14 protein-coding genes and 2 pseudogenes are annotated in these 14,600 nt (G+C 62.9%); 10 read left to right on the top strand and 6 right to left on the bottom strand.

The annotated features are described in order from the left end of the window. Positions 1-4: 4 nt before the first annotated feature. Positions 5-925 (bottom strand): diacylglycerol/lipid kinase family protein, encoded by a 921-nt coding sequence (locus NKI72_RS15595; protein WP_352821302.1) that lies wholly within the window; start codon positions 923-925, stop codon positions 5-7. 250 nt (positions 926-1,175) lie between these two features. On the opposite strand from NKI72_RS15595, the gene NKI72_RS15590 reads away from it, so the two are divergent. Further along, the gene (locus tag NKI72_RS15590; RefSeq protein WP_352540232.1) at positions 1,176-2,543 is read left to right on the top strand and encodes a PRC-barrel domain-containing protein; all 1,368 of its coding nucleotides are present in this window, start codon (positions 1,176-1,178) and stop codon (positions 2,541-2,543) included. A 52-nt stretch (positions 2,544-2,595) separates the two neighbouring features. Here NKI72_RS15590 and NKI72_RS15585 read toward each other — a convergent pair whose 3' ends face one another. Then, positions 2,596-4,188, bottom strand: coding sequence for an alkaline phosphatase family protein (locus NKI72_RS15585; protein WP_352831429.1), 1,593 nt, complete (start codon positions 4,186-4,188; stop codon positions 2,596-2,598). A gap of 208 nt (positions 4,189-4,396) precedes the next feature. Here NKI72_RS15585 and NKI72_RS15580 point away from each other — a divergent pair, with 208 nt between their 5' ends. The 4 genes from NKI72_RS15580 to NKI72_RS15565 all read left to right on the top strand — a co-directional run bounded on the left by NKI72_RS15580 (position 4,397) and on the right by NKI72_RS15565 (position 7,512). After that, positions 4,397-5,329 (top strand): VOC family protein, encoded by a 933-nt coding sequence (locus NKI72_RS15580; RefSeq protein ID WP_352831431.1) that lies wholly within the window; start codon positions 4,397-4,399, stop codon positions 5,327-5,329. Positions 5,330-5,339: 10 nt separating this feature from the next. Further along, the gene (locus NKI72_RS15575; RefSeq protein WP_352821307.1) at positions 5,340-5,975 is read left to right on the top strand and encodes an alpha/beta hydrolase; all 636 of its coding nucleotides are present in this window, start codon (positions 5,340-5,342) and stop codon (positions 5,973-5,975) included. Continuing rightward, positions 5,968-6,267, top strand: coding sequence for a GNAT family N-acetyltransferase (locus NKI72_RS15570; RefSeq protein WP_352451160.1), 300 nt, complete (start codon positions 5,968-5,970; stop codon positions 6,265-6,267). The genes NKI72_RS15575 and NKI72_RS15570 overlap by 8 nt, the downstream gene beginning before the upstream one ends. A gap of 186 nt (positions 6,268-6,453) precedes the next feature. Beyond that, positions 6,454-7,512, top strand: a complete 1,059-nt coding sequence (locus tag NKI72_RS15565) for a dipeptidase (RefSeq protein ID WP_352500772.1) — start codon at positions 6,454-6,456, stop codon at positions 7,510-7,512. A gap of 42 nt (positions 7,513-7,554) precedes the next feature. Here the strand turns inward: NKI72_RS15565 and NKI72_RS15560 are convergent, their stop codons facing one another. Continuing rightward, positions 7,555-7,815, bottom strand: coding sequence for a hypothetical protein (locus tag NKI72_RS15560; RefSeq protein WP_352814978.1), 261 nt, complete (start codon positions 7,813-7,815; stop codon positions 7,555-7,557). 2 nt (positions 7,816-7,817) lie between these two features. Continuing rightward, positions 7,818-8,078 carry a hypothetical protein gene (locus NKI72_RS15555; protein WP_352831459.1) on the bottom strand — a complete coding sequence of 87 codons (261 nt, stop codon included), beginning with the start codon at positions 8,076-8,078 and terminating at the stop codon, positions 7,818-7,820. Between the two features lie 72 nt (positions 8,079-8,150). On the opposite strand from NKI72_RS15555, the gene betI reads away from it, so the two are divergent. The 5 genes and pseudogenes from betI to NKI72_RS15530 all read left to right on the top strand — a co-directional run bounded on the left by betI (position 8,151) and on the right by NKI72_RS15530 (position 11,556). Beyond that, positions 8,151-8,867 (top strand): transcriptional regulator BetI, encoded by a 717-nt coding sequence (gene betI / locus NKI72_RS15550; protein ID WP_502898552.1) that lies wholly within the window; start codon positions 8,151-8,153, stop codon positions 8,865-8,867. A 76-nt stretch (positions 8,868-8,943) separates the two neighbouring features. After that, positions 8,944-10,242: a flavin monoamine oxidase family protein gene (locus tag NKI72_RS15545; protein ID WP_352831435.1), complete on the top strand. Its 1,299-nt coding sequence runs from the start codon at positions 8,944-8,946 to the stop codon at positions 10,240-10,242. Positions 10,243-10,254: 12 nt separating this feature from the next. Then, a pseudogene (locus tag NKI72_RS15540) lies at positions 10,255-10,446 on the top strand (aspartate aminotransferase family protein); the annotation flags it as partial. Positions 10,447-10,491: 45 nt separating this feature from the next. After that, positions 10,492-10,707, top strand: coding sequence for a hypothetical protein (locus tag NKI72_RS15535; RefSeq protein ID WP_352831437.1), 216 nt, complete (start codon positions 10,492-10,494; stop codon positions 10,705-10,707). A gap of 54 nt (positions 10,708-10,761) precedes the next feature. Continuing rightward, positions 10,762-11,556 (top strand): inositol monophosphatase family protein, encoded by a 795-nt coding sequence (locus NKI72_RS15530; protein WP_352540227.1) that lies wholly within the window; start codon positions 10,762-10,764, stop codon positions 11,554-11,556. 20 nt (positions 11,557-11,576) lie between these two features. Here NKI72_RS15530 and NKI72_RS15525 read toward each other — a convergent pair. Then, positions 11,577-11,843, bottom strand: a pseudogene (locus tag NKI72_RS15525) (substrate-binding domain-containing protein); the annotation flags it as partial. 225 nt (positions 11,844-12,068) lie between these two features. Continuing rightward, positions 12,069-14,600, bottom strand: a complete 2,532-nt coding sequence (locus tag NKI72_RS15520; protein ID WP_352850291.1) for an NAD-dependent epimerase/dehydratase family protein — start codon at positions 14,598-14,600, stop codon at positions 12,069-12,071.

The following is a 14,600-nucleotide window of genomic DNA, read 5'->3' as shown; positions in this document are numbered from 1 at the left end:
CACGTCAGGCAACCTTTGCCTCGACAGCGCGCGCCGGGACGAGAACATTCAACGCGCGCGGATGGATTTCGACGGTCGTCTCGCGATCGAGCTTTACCAGTTCGCCGTCCATGACGGCCTGAACTTTCCTGTTAGTCGAATGGATTTTCAAAACGGCGCGGTTTGCCTGATGGATTTCGACATGCTCGTTGCCGCGCCATTTCCCACGGGCGACGTCAAAGAGGAACCTGATCAATTCGCCGCGCCGCCTTGCCACGGTGACATAGATGCCCAGCACGCCGCCTGCCGGATTATCGGCATAGGGCAGGTGGCCCTCGCCGAACAGATTGTTGGTGATGCCGATGCCGGTGATCCGCGTTCTGATCTCGGCCTCACCGACCGTCAGCGTTACGTTCATGGCCGGCGGGTTGTTGATCGTTGCCCAAGCGGCCCGCACCGAGGCACGCATCTTCCCCAGCCGCGAGCCGAATTCCATCTTCTGGCGCAGTTGCACCATCTTGGCGTGCATGCCGATCGAGAATTGATGTACGAAAGGCCGGCCGTTGGCTGTTGCAATGTCAATTGCCATCACCTCGCCGTCGGCAAACGATTTCAGTGCCGCATCGAGGGTCTGCGGGATACCGAGGCCGCGCGCAAAAAGGTTCATTGTGCCAGCCGGCAGAATTGCCAGCGCCTTCTCCCCATTCATCAAACGGGCTGCCGCGGCCGAAATGGTGCCGTCGCCGCCGCCAGCCAGCAGGACGTCGATGCCGCGCCTGGAAGCTACGCCGTCCAGCGTGGCGACGATATCCTTGCCGGCGACGATTTCGATATCAATCGAGTGGCCGGCACTCTCAAGGGTGCTGCGCATCCGACTGGCGAAGGCCTCAAGATCGATGGTGCGCAGGGTGCCCCCGTCCTTGTTCAGCACCGCTGCAAACCGCATGGCCGTTCCATTTTCCAGCACCTATCGGGCCGGGACGGAGCCCCAGCCGGGTGGAACGGGGCGGCCGAGAAAATGTTCCTTTCGACCAACGCGGCGAATCCGAGAACCATTGACATCGCACCGGGTGCACCACGGCTTTTTTCGGAACAACAGTGTGGTCACAACGTTGTGAACATGCAGAAGACGCTGCGCCCGCAGTGACGCCAGGCGGGTACGGCGTGCACGAAATCACCGACGAGGAGACACTAAGATGATCCGCACCCTTTTAACCACGACAGCAGTCGCAACATTGATTGCGACGGGTGCATTTGCGCAGTCGGCGACGACCCCGGCGCCGGCGCAACCACCCGCCGTAGAGAATTCCGCTCCAGCCGCTCCGGTGCAACGCGCCGAGGGCAGCCTTGTCACCAATATCATCGGCGAGTCGGTCTATAACGGCACCGGCGACAATGCAGAGAATATCGGCAAGATCACCGATGTCGTCTTCGACGAGCGCGGCGAGGTAAAATCCGTCGTCATCGGCGTTGGCGGTTTTCTTGGCATAGGAACCAAGAACGTCGTTTTCGACTACAAGAAGATGCAATGGGCCGAAAGAAATGGCGACCGTTGGCTGATAGCGCAAACGACGAAGGATGAGTTGACGGCTCAGCCGGATTTCGACCGGAGGCCTTACGATCCGACTCCGCCACCAGCTTCGGCGGATAATGCGGCGCCTGCCGCCCCTTCCACCAGCGCGCAAAATACAACCCCGGCGCCTGCCGCGCCGGCTGAGCCAGTGAAGCGCGCCGAAGGCAATCTCGCCACCAATATCATCGGCGAGACCGTCTATAACGGCACCGGCGACGACGCCCAAAACATCGGTGACGTGAACGACATCGTCATCAACAAGGAAGCCAAGGCGCAATCGCTGATCATCGGTGTCGGCGGCTTCCTCGGCATCGGCGAAAAGAACGTCGCCTATGACTTCGACAAGGCGCAGTGGGCCGAGAGGAACGGCGATCGCTGGCTGGTCGCGCAAACGACCAAGGAAGAGCTGCAGGCGCAGCCAGACTTCAACCGCAAGGCCTATGATCCGGCGCCGGCAACCACTGCGTCGAACGATGCCAATGCGCCTGCTACCGTCACGCCCACCGTGATGGCCAGCAACACTGCGCCGAACGACAACACCGCAACGACTAACAACGCTGACCAGGCCGGCAAGACGGCTCAAAACGCTCCGGCAGCGGCGCCTCCGGCTAATTCCACGGCCGACCAGACCAAGACCGGGTCGATCGACAAGTCGACGCTAACCGAAATGCCGATGGGCGAAATCCGGGCCGAGGATCTGGTTGGAACCACCGTTTATGGCGCCAACGATGTCAACGTCGGCGAGATCGGCGATATCGTGCTGGGCAGCGACAAGAAGGTCGACGCAGTCATCATCGACGTTGGCGGCTTCCTTGGCGTCGGCGAGAAGGAGGTGGCGGTCGGCATGGACAACCTGAAATTCATGACCGACAAGAACGGCAAGCGCTATCTCTACACGAACTTCACCAAGGAGCAGCTTGAGGCGCAGGCTCCCTATGACAAGGCCAGCTATGCGCAAAATCGCGACAAACAGCGCATGATCATGCGCTAAGCAGCACACAGGCCGACAGAGAAGCCCGCGCCGGCCACGGCGCGGGCTTTGTTTATGTCGAGGGAAAGCCCGCGACATGGCCGGCAACGCCATTGTCCGTCAATTCGGCGAGCGCCAGAGATTGGTCGAGATGCTCGGCCCGCCAGGCGAGCAACTTCTCGGCAAATTCCAACCGCACCGGCAGATAGGCTGGGTCGTCAGCGACGTTGGTCAGCTCGCCGGCATCTTTTTCCAGGTCGAAGAGCAAGGGCGGCAGGCCGCCGCCGAAATTCACATATTTGAACTTTTGGGTGCGGATGACGGCGAGATTGCACTGACGCGGACCGATGCCGAAATAGCGTTCTGCATCACCATCCGCAATCGAGCGGAAATCGAACTCCCAATGCGCCGCATCGCGCCAATTGTCCGGCTCCGTTGCGTCCAGGAAAGGCGCCAGCGAGCGGCCGTCGAGATGCGGCAGGACTTCGCCGCCAGTGAGCTCGAGCCCAGTGAGCTCGACCAAGGTGGGTGCCAAATCGACCGCCTCGGTGAAGCGGTCGACACTGCTGCCGGCCGCCTTGTGGCGGCGCGGATCGCGAATGACCAGCGGAATATGGAAGCTGCCGTCGAAGAAGCCGCCCTTGCCCAGCATGAAATGATCGCCCATCATCTCGGCGTGATCGGAGGTCAGCACGATGACGGTGTCGTCCCATGCATCGGCCGCCTTGACCGCTTGCCAGACACGGCCAAGCTGCGCGTCGACCTCCGAGATCATGCCGTAATAGAGCGCCCGGATGCGGCGAAAATTGTCGTCGCCCCAGTCGCGCACCTTGCCCTCCGAGCCGGGACGGAATTTCGACCGTTCCTGCCGGCTAAGTTCATAGGCGAGATAAGGGTGGCTTGCTGCTTCGGCCTGCCAGCTTTCCGCGCGGTCAAAAGCTGGACCGATGGCCGGATTGTACATGGCGTTGTAAGGCGCCGGCACGATGAAGGGCGGGTGGGGGCTGATGAAGGAAAGATGCGCGAACCACGGGGCATCGCGCTCCTGCTCGCCGAGCCAGCGGATGAATTCGCCGGCCAGGAAGGCCGACGGCGTCTCGTCCTTCGAATAGATTGGCGGACCGTTGCTGATCGCGCCGTCGTTTTCCAGGATTTCGCCCGCCGGGCGGTGAATGGCGGGGGAGCCGGCGCCGGCATCGACGCCGCGCGCCTTGAGCCATGACAGCCAGGGCTTCTGGTGCTCGGGCAGAAGCTGGCGCACGGTGAAGCCGGGCAGCACGCCTTCATAGCTTTTCAGCTGCGGGTCGCCAGGCGCCAGCGTGCGCGGGTCGCGCGCCATGTCGGTATAACCGAACAGCGTCGGATCATAGCCGAGGGCGCGTGCCCAGAGGGCTATGTTGCCGTGGCGGGCGTCGAGCGGTGTGCCGTTGCGGCAGACACGATTGTTCATCTGGTAGAGGCCGGTGTAGAGGCAGGCGCGCGCCGGCGAGCAAGGTGCGGCGCCGCCATAGTGCTTCTGGAACAAAACGCCCTCGGCAGCCAGCGCGTCGGCATTCGGTGTCCTTACCACCTTGTGGCCAGCAGCTGACAGGCAGTCGCCCCGCCACTGGTCGCAGGTGATCAGGAGAATATTGGGGCGTTTTCCACTCAACCGCTGTATCCTCATGCTGGCTACATGCGTCGCTCATGGAGCGCAATTTCGGCGAGTATGCAAGCCGGTCCAGTTTGCCGAATGGTGAACAAAACCTGCTTCGTCGTTCACTTTAACAGCACAGTCCATTCTGTGTTTGCCGCCTTTGCGGCCAGGAGGCGGATGCTCATATTTGCGTGGACAGCGGCAAGGGCCGCACCGGCACAAGGAAAGGAGCAGAAACATGCTCGACCAGGTCAAGGGCCTGCATCACGTCACCTCGATGGCCAGCGATGCGCGCCAGAACAATGAATTCTTCACCGGGACGCTCGGTCTGCGGCGGGTCAAGAAAACCGTCAATTTCGACGCACCCGATGTCTACCACCTCTATTACGGCGACGAGGTCGGCACACCCGGCTCGGTGATGACCTATTTCCCGTTTCCAAACATCGGCAAGGGCCGCCATGGCGTTGGCGAGGTCGGCACCACCGCTTACTCGGTGCCTGAGGGCACGCTCGGCTATTGGGAGAAACGGTTTGCCGACCAAGGCGTCACCGGGCTGTCCCATGAGGAGACGTTCGGCGAGAAGCGTCTTGCGTTCGCCGGTCCCGACGGCGACGGGTTTGCGCTGGTCGAAGACAGAGCGGACAACCGTGCGCCATGGGCCAAGGGTGGCATTCCCACCGACGTGGCGATCCGCGGCTTTCACTCGGTGTCGCTCAGGCTGAAAGATGGCGGCGCCACCGAAGAGCTGCTGAAATTCATGGGTTATGAGGAGGTCGACAAGTCCGGCAACATCAGGCGGCTGGCGGTGAAGAACGGCAACGGCGCCGACGTCGTCCATATCGAATCGCTGCCAGGGGCCGGCTTCGCCAATCTCGGCGCCGGCTCGGTCCACCATGTTGCTTTCGCCGTCGAGAACCGCGTCAAGCAGATCGAAGTGCGCAAGGCACTCCTCGATACAGGTTATCAGGTGACGCCGGTGATCGACCGCGATTATTTCTGGGCGATCTACTTCCGCACACCGGGGGGCGTGCTGTTCGAAGTCGCCACCAACGAGCCGGGCTTCGACCGCGACGAGGATACCGCCCATCTCGGCGAGGCGCTGAAACTGCCGTCGCAACACCAGCATTTGCGGCCCTATCTCGAGCAGCATCTGCAGAAACTGGAAGACTGAGGGCAGGGTTATGAGCAAGGATTCGTATATTCACAAGGTGCTGCCCGGTTCGCTGGGCGGACCGTTGCTCTTCGTCTTCCATGGCACTGGCGGTGACGAGGATCAGCTTCTGTCGCTTGGGCGCGATCTTGCGCCGCAAGCGACGATCGTCGGCCCGCGCGGCGATGTCTCGGAACAAGGCGCCGCACGCTTCTTTCGCCGTACCGGCGAGGGCGTTTACGACATGGGCGATCTCACGCGAGCGACGGACAAGATGGCCGGCTTCGTCAAGGCACATGTCGAGGCGGCAAAGCCATCTTTGGTGCTAGGCCTCGGTTATTCCAACGGCGCCAACATCCTGGCCTCGGTGCTGTTTGCCGAACCCTCGCTGTTCGACTCAACGGTGCTGATGCATCCGCTGATCCCGTTCGAGCCGGAGGTCAAGGGCAGCCTTGACGGCAGCCGCATCCTGGTCACCGCCGGCAGGCGAGACCCGATCTGTCCGCCTGATTTGACGGCGCGGCTTGAAGCCTATTTGCGCGCCGATGGTGCCGATGTCACAGTCGAGTGGCATGACGGCGGCCATGAGGTGCGGCCGAGCGAGATCGAGGCGGCGCGGCAGTTGTTCGCCGTAGCGCCGGATGAAAGGACCGCAAGCCATGTCTGACCTATTGCCGGAGATCGAGCTGGAGGACCGCGGCTCGAAGGGCCGCTACTTCCTGCGTGGGCCGAGCGGCGCCGAGGCGGAGATGACCTTCACCAAGGTCGGCGAGCACCAGATCATCATCGACCATACCGAAGTGCCGGATGCATTTCGCGGCCAGGGCGCGGGACTTCGCCTCGTCACCCGTGCCGTCGAGGATGCACGTGCGGCGGGCAAGACGATCATCCCGCTTTGCCCGTTCGCCAATGCTCAGTTCCGCCGCCATCCGGAATGGGCGGACGTGCTGAAGCGGTAAGAGACTGCCCCTCGATGAATGACAGGACAAAGGGTGCGCGGCTTTACCGCGTGCCGCTTCGACCATTGGCGGCGTACAAACATAAGGCAAACATGCGGGATTTGCGCAGAGCGCTCGCCTTGCCTAAGTATTGGCAACAACCGGCTCGCCCTCCGCGGCCCGACCACTTCAACCGAATGGCCCTCCATGACCGAATCCGATCTCATTCCCGTCTTCGACGGCCACAACGACACGCTGCTCAGGCTCTACCAGTCGAAGGATGCGGACGTCGAAAAGCTGTTCGTCGAGGGGACGCCGAGTGGCCACATCGACCTGCCGCGCGCGAAGAAAGGCGGATTTGCCGGCGGCATGTTCGCGATCTTCCCGCCGCCTGTCGAGAAATCCAAGCGCGGCGCGGTGCCGCTGGCGCCGAGCGACAGCGAGCCCATGCCGCCCGAGGTTCCGCGCGCCGATGCGCTCAACTCCACCATAGCGATGGCCTCGATCCTGTTCAGGCTGGAGCGGGCTTCGGCGCTCACTGTCTGCCGCACCGCCGGCGATGTGAGGAAGGCGATGGCGCAAGGCTCGATCGCGGCGGTCTTCCACATCGAAGGGGTCGAGGCGATCGACCCTGAGCTCACCCTGCTCGATGTCCTCCACGCAGCCGGCCTGCGCTCGCTCGGTATCGTCTGGAGCCGTCCCAATGCCTTCGGCCACGGCGTGCCGTTCCGTTTCCCGTCGTCGCCCGATACAGGGCCGGGGCTGACCGATGCCGGCAAGGCGCTGGTGAAAGCCTGCAACCAGCTGAAGATCATGATCGATCTTTCGCATCTCAACGAAAAAGGTTTCCGCGACGTCGTCGAGATCAGCGACGCACCGCTGGTCGCGACCCATTCCAACGTGCACGCGATCTGCGGCCATTCGCGCAACCTCACCGAATGGCAGCTCGGCGCGATCCGCGACTCCGGCGGCATGGTCGGGCTGAATTTCGCCACCGGGTTCCTGCGTGAGGACGGCAGGATGAACGCCGACACCAGTCTCGACATCATGGTGCGCCATGTCGATTCGCTGCTGCAGGCGCTGGGCGAAGACGGCGTCGGCCTGGGCTCGGATTTCGACGGCGCCATGATCCCGGCCGTGATAGGCGACGTTGCCGGCCTGCCAAGATTGCTCGACGCTTTCGCGGCTCGCGGCTTCGGGCGCGCGCTGATCGAGAAGATCGCCTATCGCAACTGGCTCGGCATGCTGGAAAAGACCATCGGCTAAGCGGGTGATGCCGGCTTGACCGGAATGCGATTTGGAGGCCGACTATTCGAAACCCATGCGTTTAAGCCAGTCCTGGCCAATGCCGCGGTCGCGGATGATCGGCAGCGGATCGGTCGAATCCAGCCTGGCACAAATACGGTAGGCCTCCAGCGTTTCAGCGCTCATCTCACCGCGTTTGTAGAAGAACATGGCCGCAGCATAGCGGGTGCGGCCCGACCATTTTTCGCCGAGCGGTGTGTTGATCAGCTGCCACTGTTCGGCGGCTTCGGCGGCGAGTTTGGGACTGTCGGTGTCGTCGGCCATATTTAGAAATCCGCAGGCGGATTGGCAGTGCGGCGGCCGAGCCTGACGACCAGCCGCGGCACCAGTTTGGCACGCTTCAGCAGCTTTTGATATTGCAGCTCGCGCCCGGCGTAGATCTCGACCCAAGGTCCGCTGCAGGCGGGCTCGGCGGCGCTGATCTGGTCTCCATCGCCGGGATCGCTGCCTTTCGCCGACGGATGCCTTCGACGACGTTTTATCCAAGGATGCAATCTCGACGAGAACATTCGAATATGGGCAGCCATGCAGAAGGTGCTTGACAGTGGCAAACACCGTCCCACTGATCTTCGCGGCCGATGCCGGTCGGCTAGCCGGCGATGCTGGAGACCATCACCCCGATGAAGACAACAGAGGCGCGCGAAGCCCTCCTCGAACCGGCGCGAAAAAGCGATTCCGAAAAGCGCGGCCGCAAAGCGTCGAAAGAGACAAGGCAGGTTCAACTGATCGAAGCGACTATCGATTCATTGGCCAAGCGCGGTTATTCGGAAACGACTATGGCCGACGTCGCCGACGGCGCCGGCCTGTCGCGCGGCATCGTCAATTTCCATTTCGAGAGCAAGGAGAAGCTGCTCGTCGCCACTTTGCAATACATGCATGACGAGTATTCGGCGCATTGGCGCAGCGCCTTGCAAAGGGCCGGCGATGATCCCGCCCGCCAGCTGCAGGCATTGGTGGCAGCCGATTTCAACCGCTCGATCTGCAACAAGCGCAAGCTGGCTGCTTGGTGTGCCTTCTGGGGCGAGGCCAAATCGCGACCGAAATATCAGGCGCTGAGCAGCGCACGTGATGCCGTCTACCAGAACATATTCGTCGATCTTTGCGCGGCGCTCAAGCAGAGCGGCTTCTATGCCTATGAGCCGCAAGTCATGGCGCTGGCGCTCAGCGCCATGCTGGATGGTCTGTGGCTGCATTTGATGATGGGCACCGAGGACGCCACACGCGAGACGGCGCTGCAGGCCGCGAACGAGTTCCTGTCTGCGGCATTCCCCAAGCACTATCCGAACTCAGCAGCCCGCGGTGCCAGGCCGGCATGAACCATCAAAAAGAGGGTGGACCAGCAATGAAGACAATGATCCGGCGCCTGACATTCGAGAAGATCAAGGCCGGCCAATGAAGTTCAAGATCGAACGAGCCGATGTGGCCATCGTCGGCGCCGGCTTCACCGGCCTGTCGGCCGCGCGTGAATTGAACCACGCCGGCATCGATGTCGTGCTGCTCGAAGCCCGCGACCGTGTCGGCGGCCGCGTCGAAGCCGTGCAGAACGGGCTCGGCGAGCGGATCGACAGCGGCGGCCAGTTCTTGTGCGAAGACATGCCGGAATTAATGGCGCTGGTGCGAGCGCGCGGCAAGACATTGGTCGAGACCCATGTCGCAGGCGAATTCGTCACACAGCCGCGAATGAGCGAGGCGCAAGCCGGGCGCACTTACGGCACCGCGATGCGAATGCGCGAGCGGATGAACGCGATCGCACCGACCGACCCGGCCATCGCCGGCTTGACAGTCGCGGCATGGCTCGATCGCCAGAACGATCCCGACGATGCCAAGGCCGCCTTTCGGTCGATGATCGAGGGCCTGTGGTGCCTGGCAATGGAAACGCTGCCGCTTTGGTACTTGATCGACAATGATCGCCGCATCACCAATGAGGTGTCGGAATTGCAGTATTTCGTGGGCGAAACCATGCATTCGCTGGCGGATGATCTTGCGCGGGATCTCGGCGATCGACTGCGGCTGAATATAGCTGTCAAGGCCATTGAGCACGGGCCGGGAGGGGTTCGCGTCGTTTCGCCTGCCGGCGTGACCGAGGCACGAGCGGTACTGGTCGCGCTACCGCCGATGATGGCCTCGAGAGTGGATTTCGTGCCGCCGCTGCCGGCTGCGCTGGAGAGAGCCCTCGGCGTCTGGCAAAGCGGCGCGGTGATCAAAATGCTGGTGCGCTATCCCAAGGCTTTCTGGCGCGACAGGGGCTTGAGCGGCATGGTGATGTGGCGGGAGCCGCACGGACTTTTTGCCTGCGATGCCAGCAAGGACGAGGATCATGCAGCACTTGTCGTCTTCATCGGCGGGCCGCTGGCGCAGCGCTGGCGGGATATGGACAGCGCGGCGCTACGCGCAACGGTGACATCAAAGCTGCAAGATGCGCTCGGTATCGAGGCGGCCGGCGTCACCGATCTCAGCCATCGCGACTGGACCGGGGATCACTGGAGCGGCGGCGGTTACAGCGATTCGATCGTCGATGCGGCGGCAACGGATGCCGAATGCATTATCCGGGCGGGCGCCCCGCCGGTGCATTTTGCCTCGTCGGAGCTGTCGCCGTCATTTCCGGGCTATGTCGAGGGCGCGATCGTCGCCGGTCGCACTGCTGCGCAAAAAATTATTCAGGTTATCGCCAGCAGAGCCTCAGGGTCATAAGCGAGGCGGATCGAGGTGCCGACCGGCATCGACGCGCATTGCCACGAGCTCGGCCTGTTGGTCCGGCTACTGATCAACATGTGCGTGATGTCGCCGCCATTAATCATCAAGCGCCAGTAGATCGACGATATGGTGTCGATCCTGCGCGAAGGCATTTCGCGCGCGATGGACGATCTGCGCCGCGAAGATGTCTGGCGGGGATAGGCGTTTATCGCCGGCAAGCCGTGGCATTGGTCGGCCGCTGGCAAGGTGGGCGAGGTCGATGAACTGGGCGGTGCTGCGATCTTCCTGGTTTCCGACGCGTCGAGCTTCATGACCGGCCAGATCATCTATATCGAAGGCGACATGACCCGGACCCGTATGAGCGCGACTGTCGCTGTCGGGCGCATGGAAGACCGGTCGGCCTCGGGGCCGCCCTGCAAAAGGCAGGGCTCGTCATTTGCACGCTCTTATCTTCACCGCTAAGCTTCTTTGGCTGGGGTATTTTCCTCAGATCACATTCGCCATCCCAAGGATCTCATGACACCCGACACAGCAACGCGCGAACAGTTCGCCATCGATCTCGCGCGGCGCGCCGGCGCGCTCGGCCTGAAGTATTTTCGCGACCTCGACAGCCTCGCCATCGAGAACAAAGGTCATCAGGACATGGTCTCGCAGGCTGACCGCGAGGTCGAGCTGTTCATCCGTGCGGCAATGAAAGCCGCTTACCCGACCGATGGAATTGTCGGCGAGGAGCATGCCTCGGTCACCGGATCTAGCGGGCATGTCTGGGTGATAGATCCGATCGACGGCACCGCGAATTTCGTGCGGGGCATTCCGGCCTGGTGTGTGGTCATCGCCTGCGCCAAGGACGGCGACACTGTCGTGGGTGTCATCCACGAGCCCTCTACCGGCGAAACGTTCCATTGCCGTAAGGGCGGCGGCGCTTTTCTCAACGGCAAGCCGATCAGGGCAAGCGCGGCCACCAGCCTGACCGACGGCTCGTTGGGCACCGGCTTTTCCAACCGCGCCGAAATGCAGAACGTCGCAACGCTCATCGGTTTGCTGTTTTCACAGGGCGGCGTGTTTTTCCGTAACGCATCCGGCGCGTTGATGCTCGCCTATGCGGCCGCCGGCAGGCTGCTCGGCTATGTCGAAGAGCATATGAACGCCTGGGATTGCCTGGCAGGCATGCTGCTGGTGGAAGAAGCCGGCGGCACTATAGTCAAGCCCGACCCAAAGACGGTGCTGGCAAACGGCGCGCTGGTGATTTGCGCCGGCAGCGGCGTGTTCGCCCAGGTCCGCCAGCTCTGCGTGCAATCCTTCAAGCTTTGATCAGAACCGGCCCGCATGAGCAGCGGCGATTTGTATTCCACTGTCAGGCCCTCCTCGGCTGCCTGCAGATGCGGATCGCCGGCTCCGCCCCACCAGATGTCTCCCTTTGGGTTGGCGGCCTCGGCGCGCAATTGCGCATAGAATTCGCCAGCGCTCTTGCGGGTCATATTGACGGTGATGCCGGTCTTCTCCTCGAACGCCCGCGCCGTCTGCTGGCACCAGACCTCGTCAACGCCGCAAGACATGGTCAGGCTTTCGGCGGACGCCGATGACGACGCGGCCCACATACCGGCGGCGAGGATGCCGGCGCAGAGAATTGCCCTTTTATCATGTTGAAATTCCTCCCTAATTTATTTGCCGACTTATGAAATGCAGATACGCGGAAAATTCAAGTTGGAAGGGTACGGCCGCCTTTGCGCCTTTCGCCGACTTCCCGCTCGATGTGTTCGACAGGTTGATGCGGATCAATCTTTGCAGCCACCTGGCCGACCGTCCTGCGCCGCCGAACATTCTCAGACGATGGCCCGGTCCCAGCCGCCATAATGCGCAGCGCTGCGCGTGCCGCGCGGCAGGCTGAGCCCGACCAGCAGCGCTCCGATCGCCAGATTGGCGAGGCTCGCCGCCGCGCCGCCGGGGAGCATGAACGGAGAGAGGGCGATCCAGGCTCCAAGCGCTATGTTCACAAAGCGGACGGCGCGCGCCACCTCGGCCATCGCCGTAACGGCGATCATGATGACCAGGCAGCCGGTGACATGGTCACTGAAGTAGAGCGGCGGGCTGGTGCCGAAGACAAGCGGCGTGATCATCAGCAGGGCGCCGGCGAGTGTGCTGGCGACAAGGGTCCGGGGGAAATTCACACCGCCAGTGACGAAGTCCCGCGCCACTGCCGATAGCGGCCGGTCGAGATCCGGCGTCGGCGTCTGGTCCTCCGAAAGCGCCGGGCCGCCGCACCAGAATGTGCGCCAGAACGGCTCTCCCGCCTGTTTCGCACGCCAAAGATACTGGCAGCTCGCCAGCACCTCGTCGACCGAATAGGGGATGAGCACGACCGTGACGGCAGCCTGGACGATGCAGAGCGTGCACAGCGCCCCGATGAGCGGCGGCTGGATGATGATGAAGCCGACGCTGACCACGCCGAGCGGGATGACCAGCAAGCCGAACAGCAGCACCATCCATGGCATGGTGCGCCAGCGGCGGCGGTCGCCGATCGCGCCCGCGAGGATATCCAGCGCATAGGCGAAGGCGCCCAGCCCGGCATCGGCGATCGGAAAACCCTTGGAGACCCAGGAGGTGACCACCGCCTCGCTGCCATTGCCGGCCGGCGTTTCGCCCGGGCCGAAGAACGGATCCCAAAGACTGTCGATGTGCCCTAGCTGATAGGCAGCGAGATAGCGCGAGACGAACAGGCCGACAAAGGCGAGGCCGATTATGGGAATGCGCTGGGTGAAGAGGGAGGGCGAATAGCTCCAGCCGAGCGGGCGGTCGTCATCGGCGGCAAGGGCACGCCGGCTGATACCCGGCGTCGGCGGGATCATCACCGCGAACGCGACGATCAGCATGCCGGCCAACGTGTCGGTCGCGTAGGCTCCGGCGCTGGTGGTCCAGAACAGCAGCGGCGCGAACATCACCCAAACCCCGATCGAGGCGGTGATCCATTGCAGCCCGTGCCAGCGCCGGCGCATGCCGACGAGCGCCAGCGACAGGATGGCGAGGCCGGATACAATCTCACTGATGCCGAGCCTGCCGTCGCGCGTCTCCGGCGAGGCGATCTCATGTCCGAGCGCCGGCGGAATCGGTGCTGAAGCGGGATCGAACAGGCCGAGCGTGAAGGGCGACGCCACGAGCCACAGCCCGATCGCAACGTTGGTCAGCGGCGCCCAGAGCGTTGCGGCCCGGCGGCGTTCGGTTTCCGCCTCGACCTCGTCGTCCGAGCGCTCGAGCGGGCGCTGCAGCCGTTCGGCGGCCTGGTCGAGCTCGGGCGCGGAAGCGGCGGCCGCCGACGGTTCAAGCTTGTTCTTCTTATACCAGTCGGTAGGATCCGCCTTCAGCCGCCGGATCATTTCCGGCAAGGTAGCGGTCAGGCTGTGCCGCGGGTTCCAGCCAAGCAGGCGCCTGGCGCGGGAGATGTCGATCTCGTAGTGATCGTCGGCGTTCTCGATCATCCATGGTTTGATGTCGGACTCCTGGTCGAGAACCTTCTCCTGCATCCAGGCGCCGAGCTTCGTCACCTCTTTTGGCAGGGACAGGGTCCGCCAGGTTTCGCCATGCAGGAGCTGCCCGATCTGCTTCTGCATCTCGTCGTAGGACGGCGTCTCTTCTTCGCCGATCAGCAGTACGGTCTCGTTGGGAAGCGCGCTACGCCGGTCGACGGTGCGCACCACGGCGTCGACGAGATCGTCCAGATGCAGGTAGGGCCGGCCGGTGGTGATGTCGCCGGTGAAAAGATAGGCGGTCGGCATGCGCTCGAAAATGCGGGCGATCTGCTGGGCGATGAAGGCCGCGTGACAATCCTCGTCATAGACACCCGCCAGTCGCAGGATCGCAACCTTGATGTCGCCGTGCTCCTTCTGGATCAGCGTCTCGGTCTCGGCCTTCGATCTCGGATAGGCCCAGGCCGGATCGATCGGCGATCGCTCGTCGATCCTGGCGCCCTTTGCCGGGCTCGGCGCATGCACCAGCAGCGTGCTCGACAACACGAACTGCTCCGTCTCGAACCCCCTCAGCGCGTTCAGCAGCCGGCGCGTTCCCTCGACGGTCACCGCGCCGTATTTCGGATTATCCTCGCCGGTCGTGTCGTAATAAGCCGCGAGATGGATCACCGAGGCAACGCGGCCGCCGCTCCGCTCGCGTACCTCGGCCAGTGCCTTCGCCACGCTCGCGTCCGAGGTAAGGTCGATCTCGATCGTCTCGACGCCGGGCAAAGATCGTCGGGCAACATCAAGGCCGATGATGTCGTAGCGCTCCATCAAGCCGCGAGCGATGGCCTGGCCCAGAAACCCGCTGCTGCCTGTGATCAGGACGGTGGGACGGGTTTTGCCGGTCAT

Origin of the sequence: Mesorhizobium sp. M0437 (assembly GCF_040321335.1) — a bacterium.
GTDB lineage: Bacteria > Pseudomonadota > Alphaproteobacteria > Rhizobiales > Rhizobiaceae > Mesorhizobium.
This window is presented reverse-complemented; position numbering and strand designations above follow the sequence as displayed.

What these genes read in the sequence shown, in the direction of transcription:
- NKI72_RS15570 (WP_352451160.1), top strand. Translation starts at nt 5,968, where the DNA reads ATGTCTGACCTATTGCCGGAGATCGAGCTGGAGGACCGCGGCTCGAAG.
- NKI72_RS15575 (WP_352821307.1), top strand. Translation starts at nt 5,340, where the DNA reads ATGAGCAAGGATTCGTATATTCACAAGGTGCTGCCCGGTTCGCTGGGC.
- NKI72_RS15585 (WP_352831429.1), bottom strand. Translation starts at nt 4,188, where the DNA reads ATGAGGATACAGCGGTTGAGTGGAAAACGCCCCAATATTCTCCTGATC.
- NKI72_RS15580 (WP_352831431.1), top strand. Translation starts at nt 4,397, where the DNA reads ATGCTCGACCAGGTCAAGGGCCTGCATCACGTCACCTCGATGGCCAGC.
- NKI72_RS15590 (WP_352540232.1), top strand. Translation starts at nt 1,176, where the DNA reads ATGATCCGCACCCTTTTAACCACGACAGCAGTCGCAACATTGATTGCG.
- NKI72_RS15560 (WP_352814978.1), bottom strand. Translation starts at nt 7,815, where the DNA reads ATGGCCGACGACACCGACAGTCCCAAACTCGCCGCCGAAGCCGCCGAA.
- NKI72_RS15530 (WP_352540227.1), top strand. Translation starts at nt 10,762, where the DNA reads ATGACACCCGACACAGCAACGCGCGAACAGTTCGCCATCGATCTCGCG.
- NKI72_RS15595 (WP_352821302.1), bottom strand. Translation starts at nt 925, where the DNA reads ATGCGGTTTGCAGCGGTGCTGAACAAGGACGGGGGCACCCTGCGCACC.
- NKI72_RS15520 (WP_352850291.1), bottom strand. Translation starts at nt 14,600, where the DNA reads ATGACCGGCAAAACCCGTCCCACCGTCCTGATCACAGGCAGCAGCGGG.
- NKI72_RS15565 (WP_352500772.1), top strand. Translation starts at nt 6,454, where the DNA reads ATGACCGAATCCGATCTCATTCCCGTCTTCGACGGCCACAACGACACG.
- NKI72_RS15545 (WP_352831435.1), top strand. Translation starts at nt 8,944, where the DNA reads ATGAAGTTCAAGATCGAACGAGCCGATGTGGCCATCGTCGGCGCCGGC.
- NKI72_RS15555 (WP_352831459.1), bottom strand. Translation starts at nt 8,078, where the DNA reads ATGGCTGCCCATATTCGAATGTTCTCGTCGAGATTGCATCCTTGGATA.
- betI (WP_502898552.1), top strand. Translation starts at nt 8,151, where the DNA reads ATGCTGGAGACCATCACCCCGATGAAGACAACAGAGGCGCGCGAAGCC.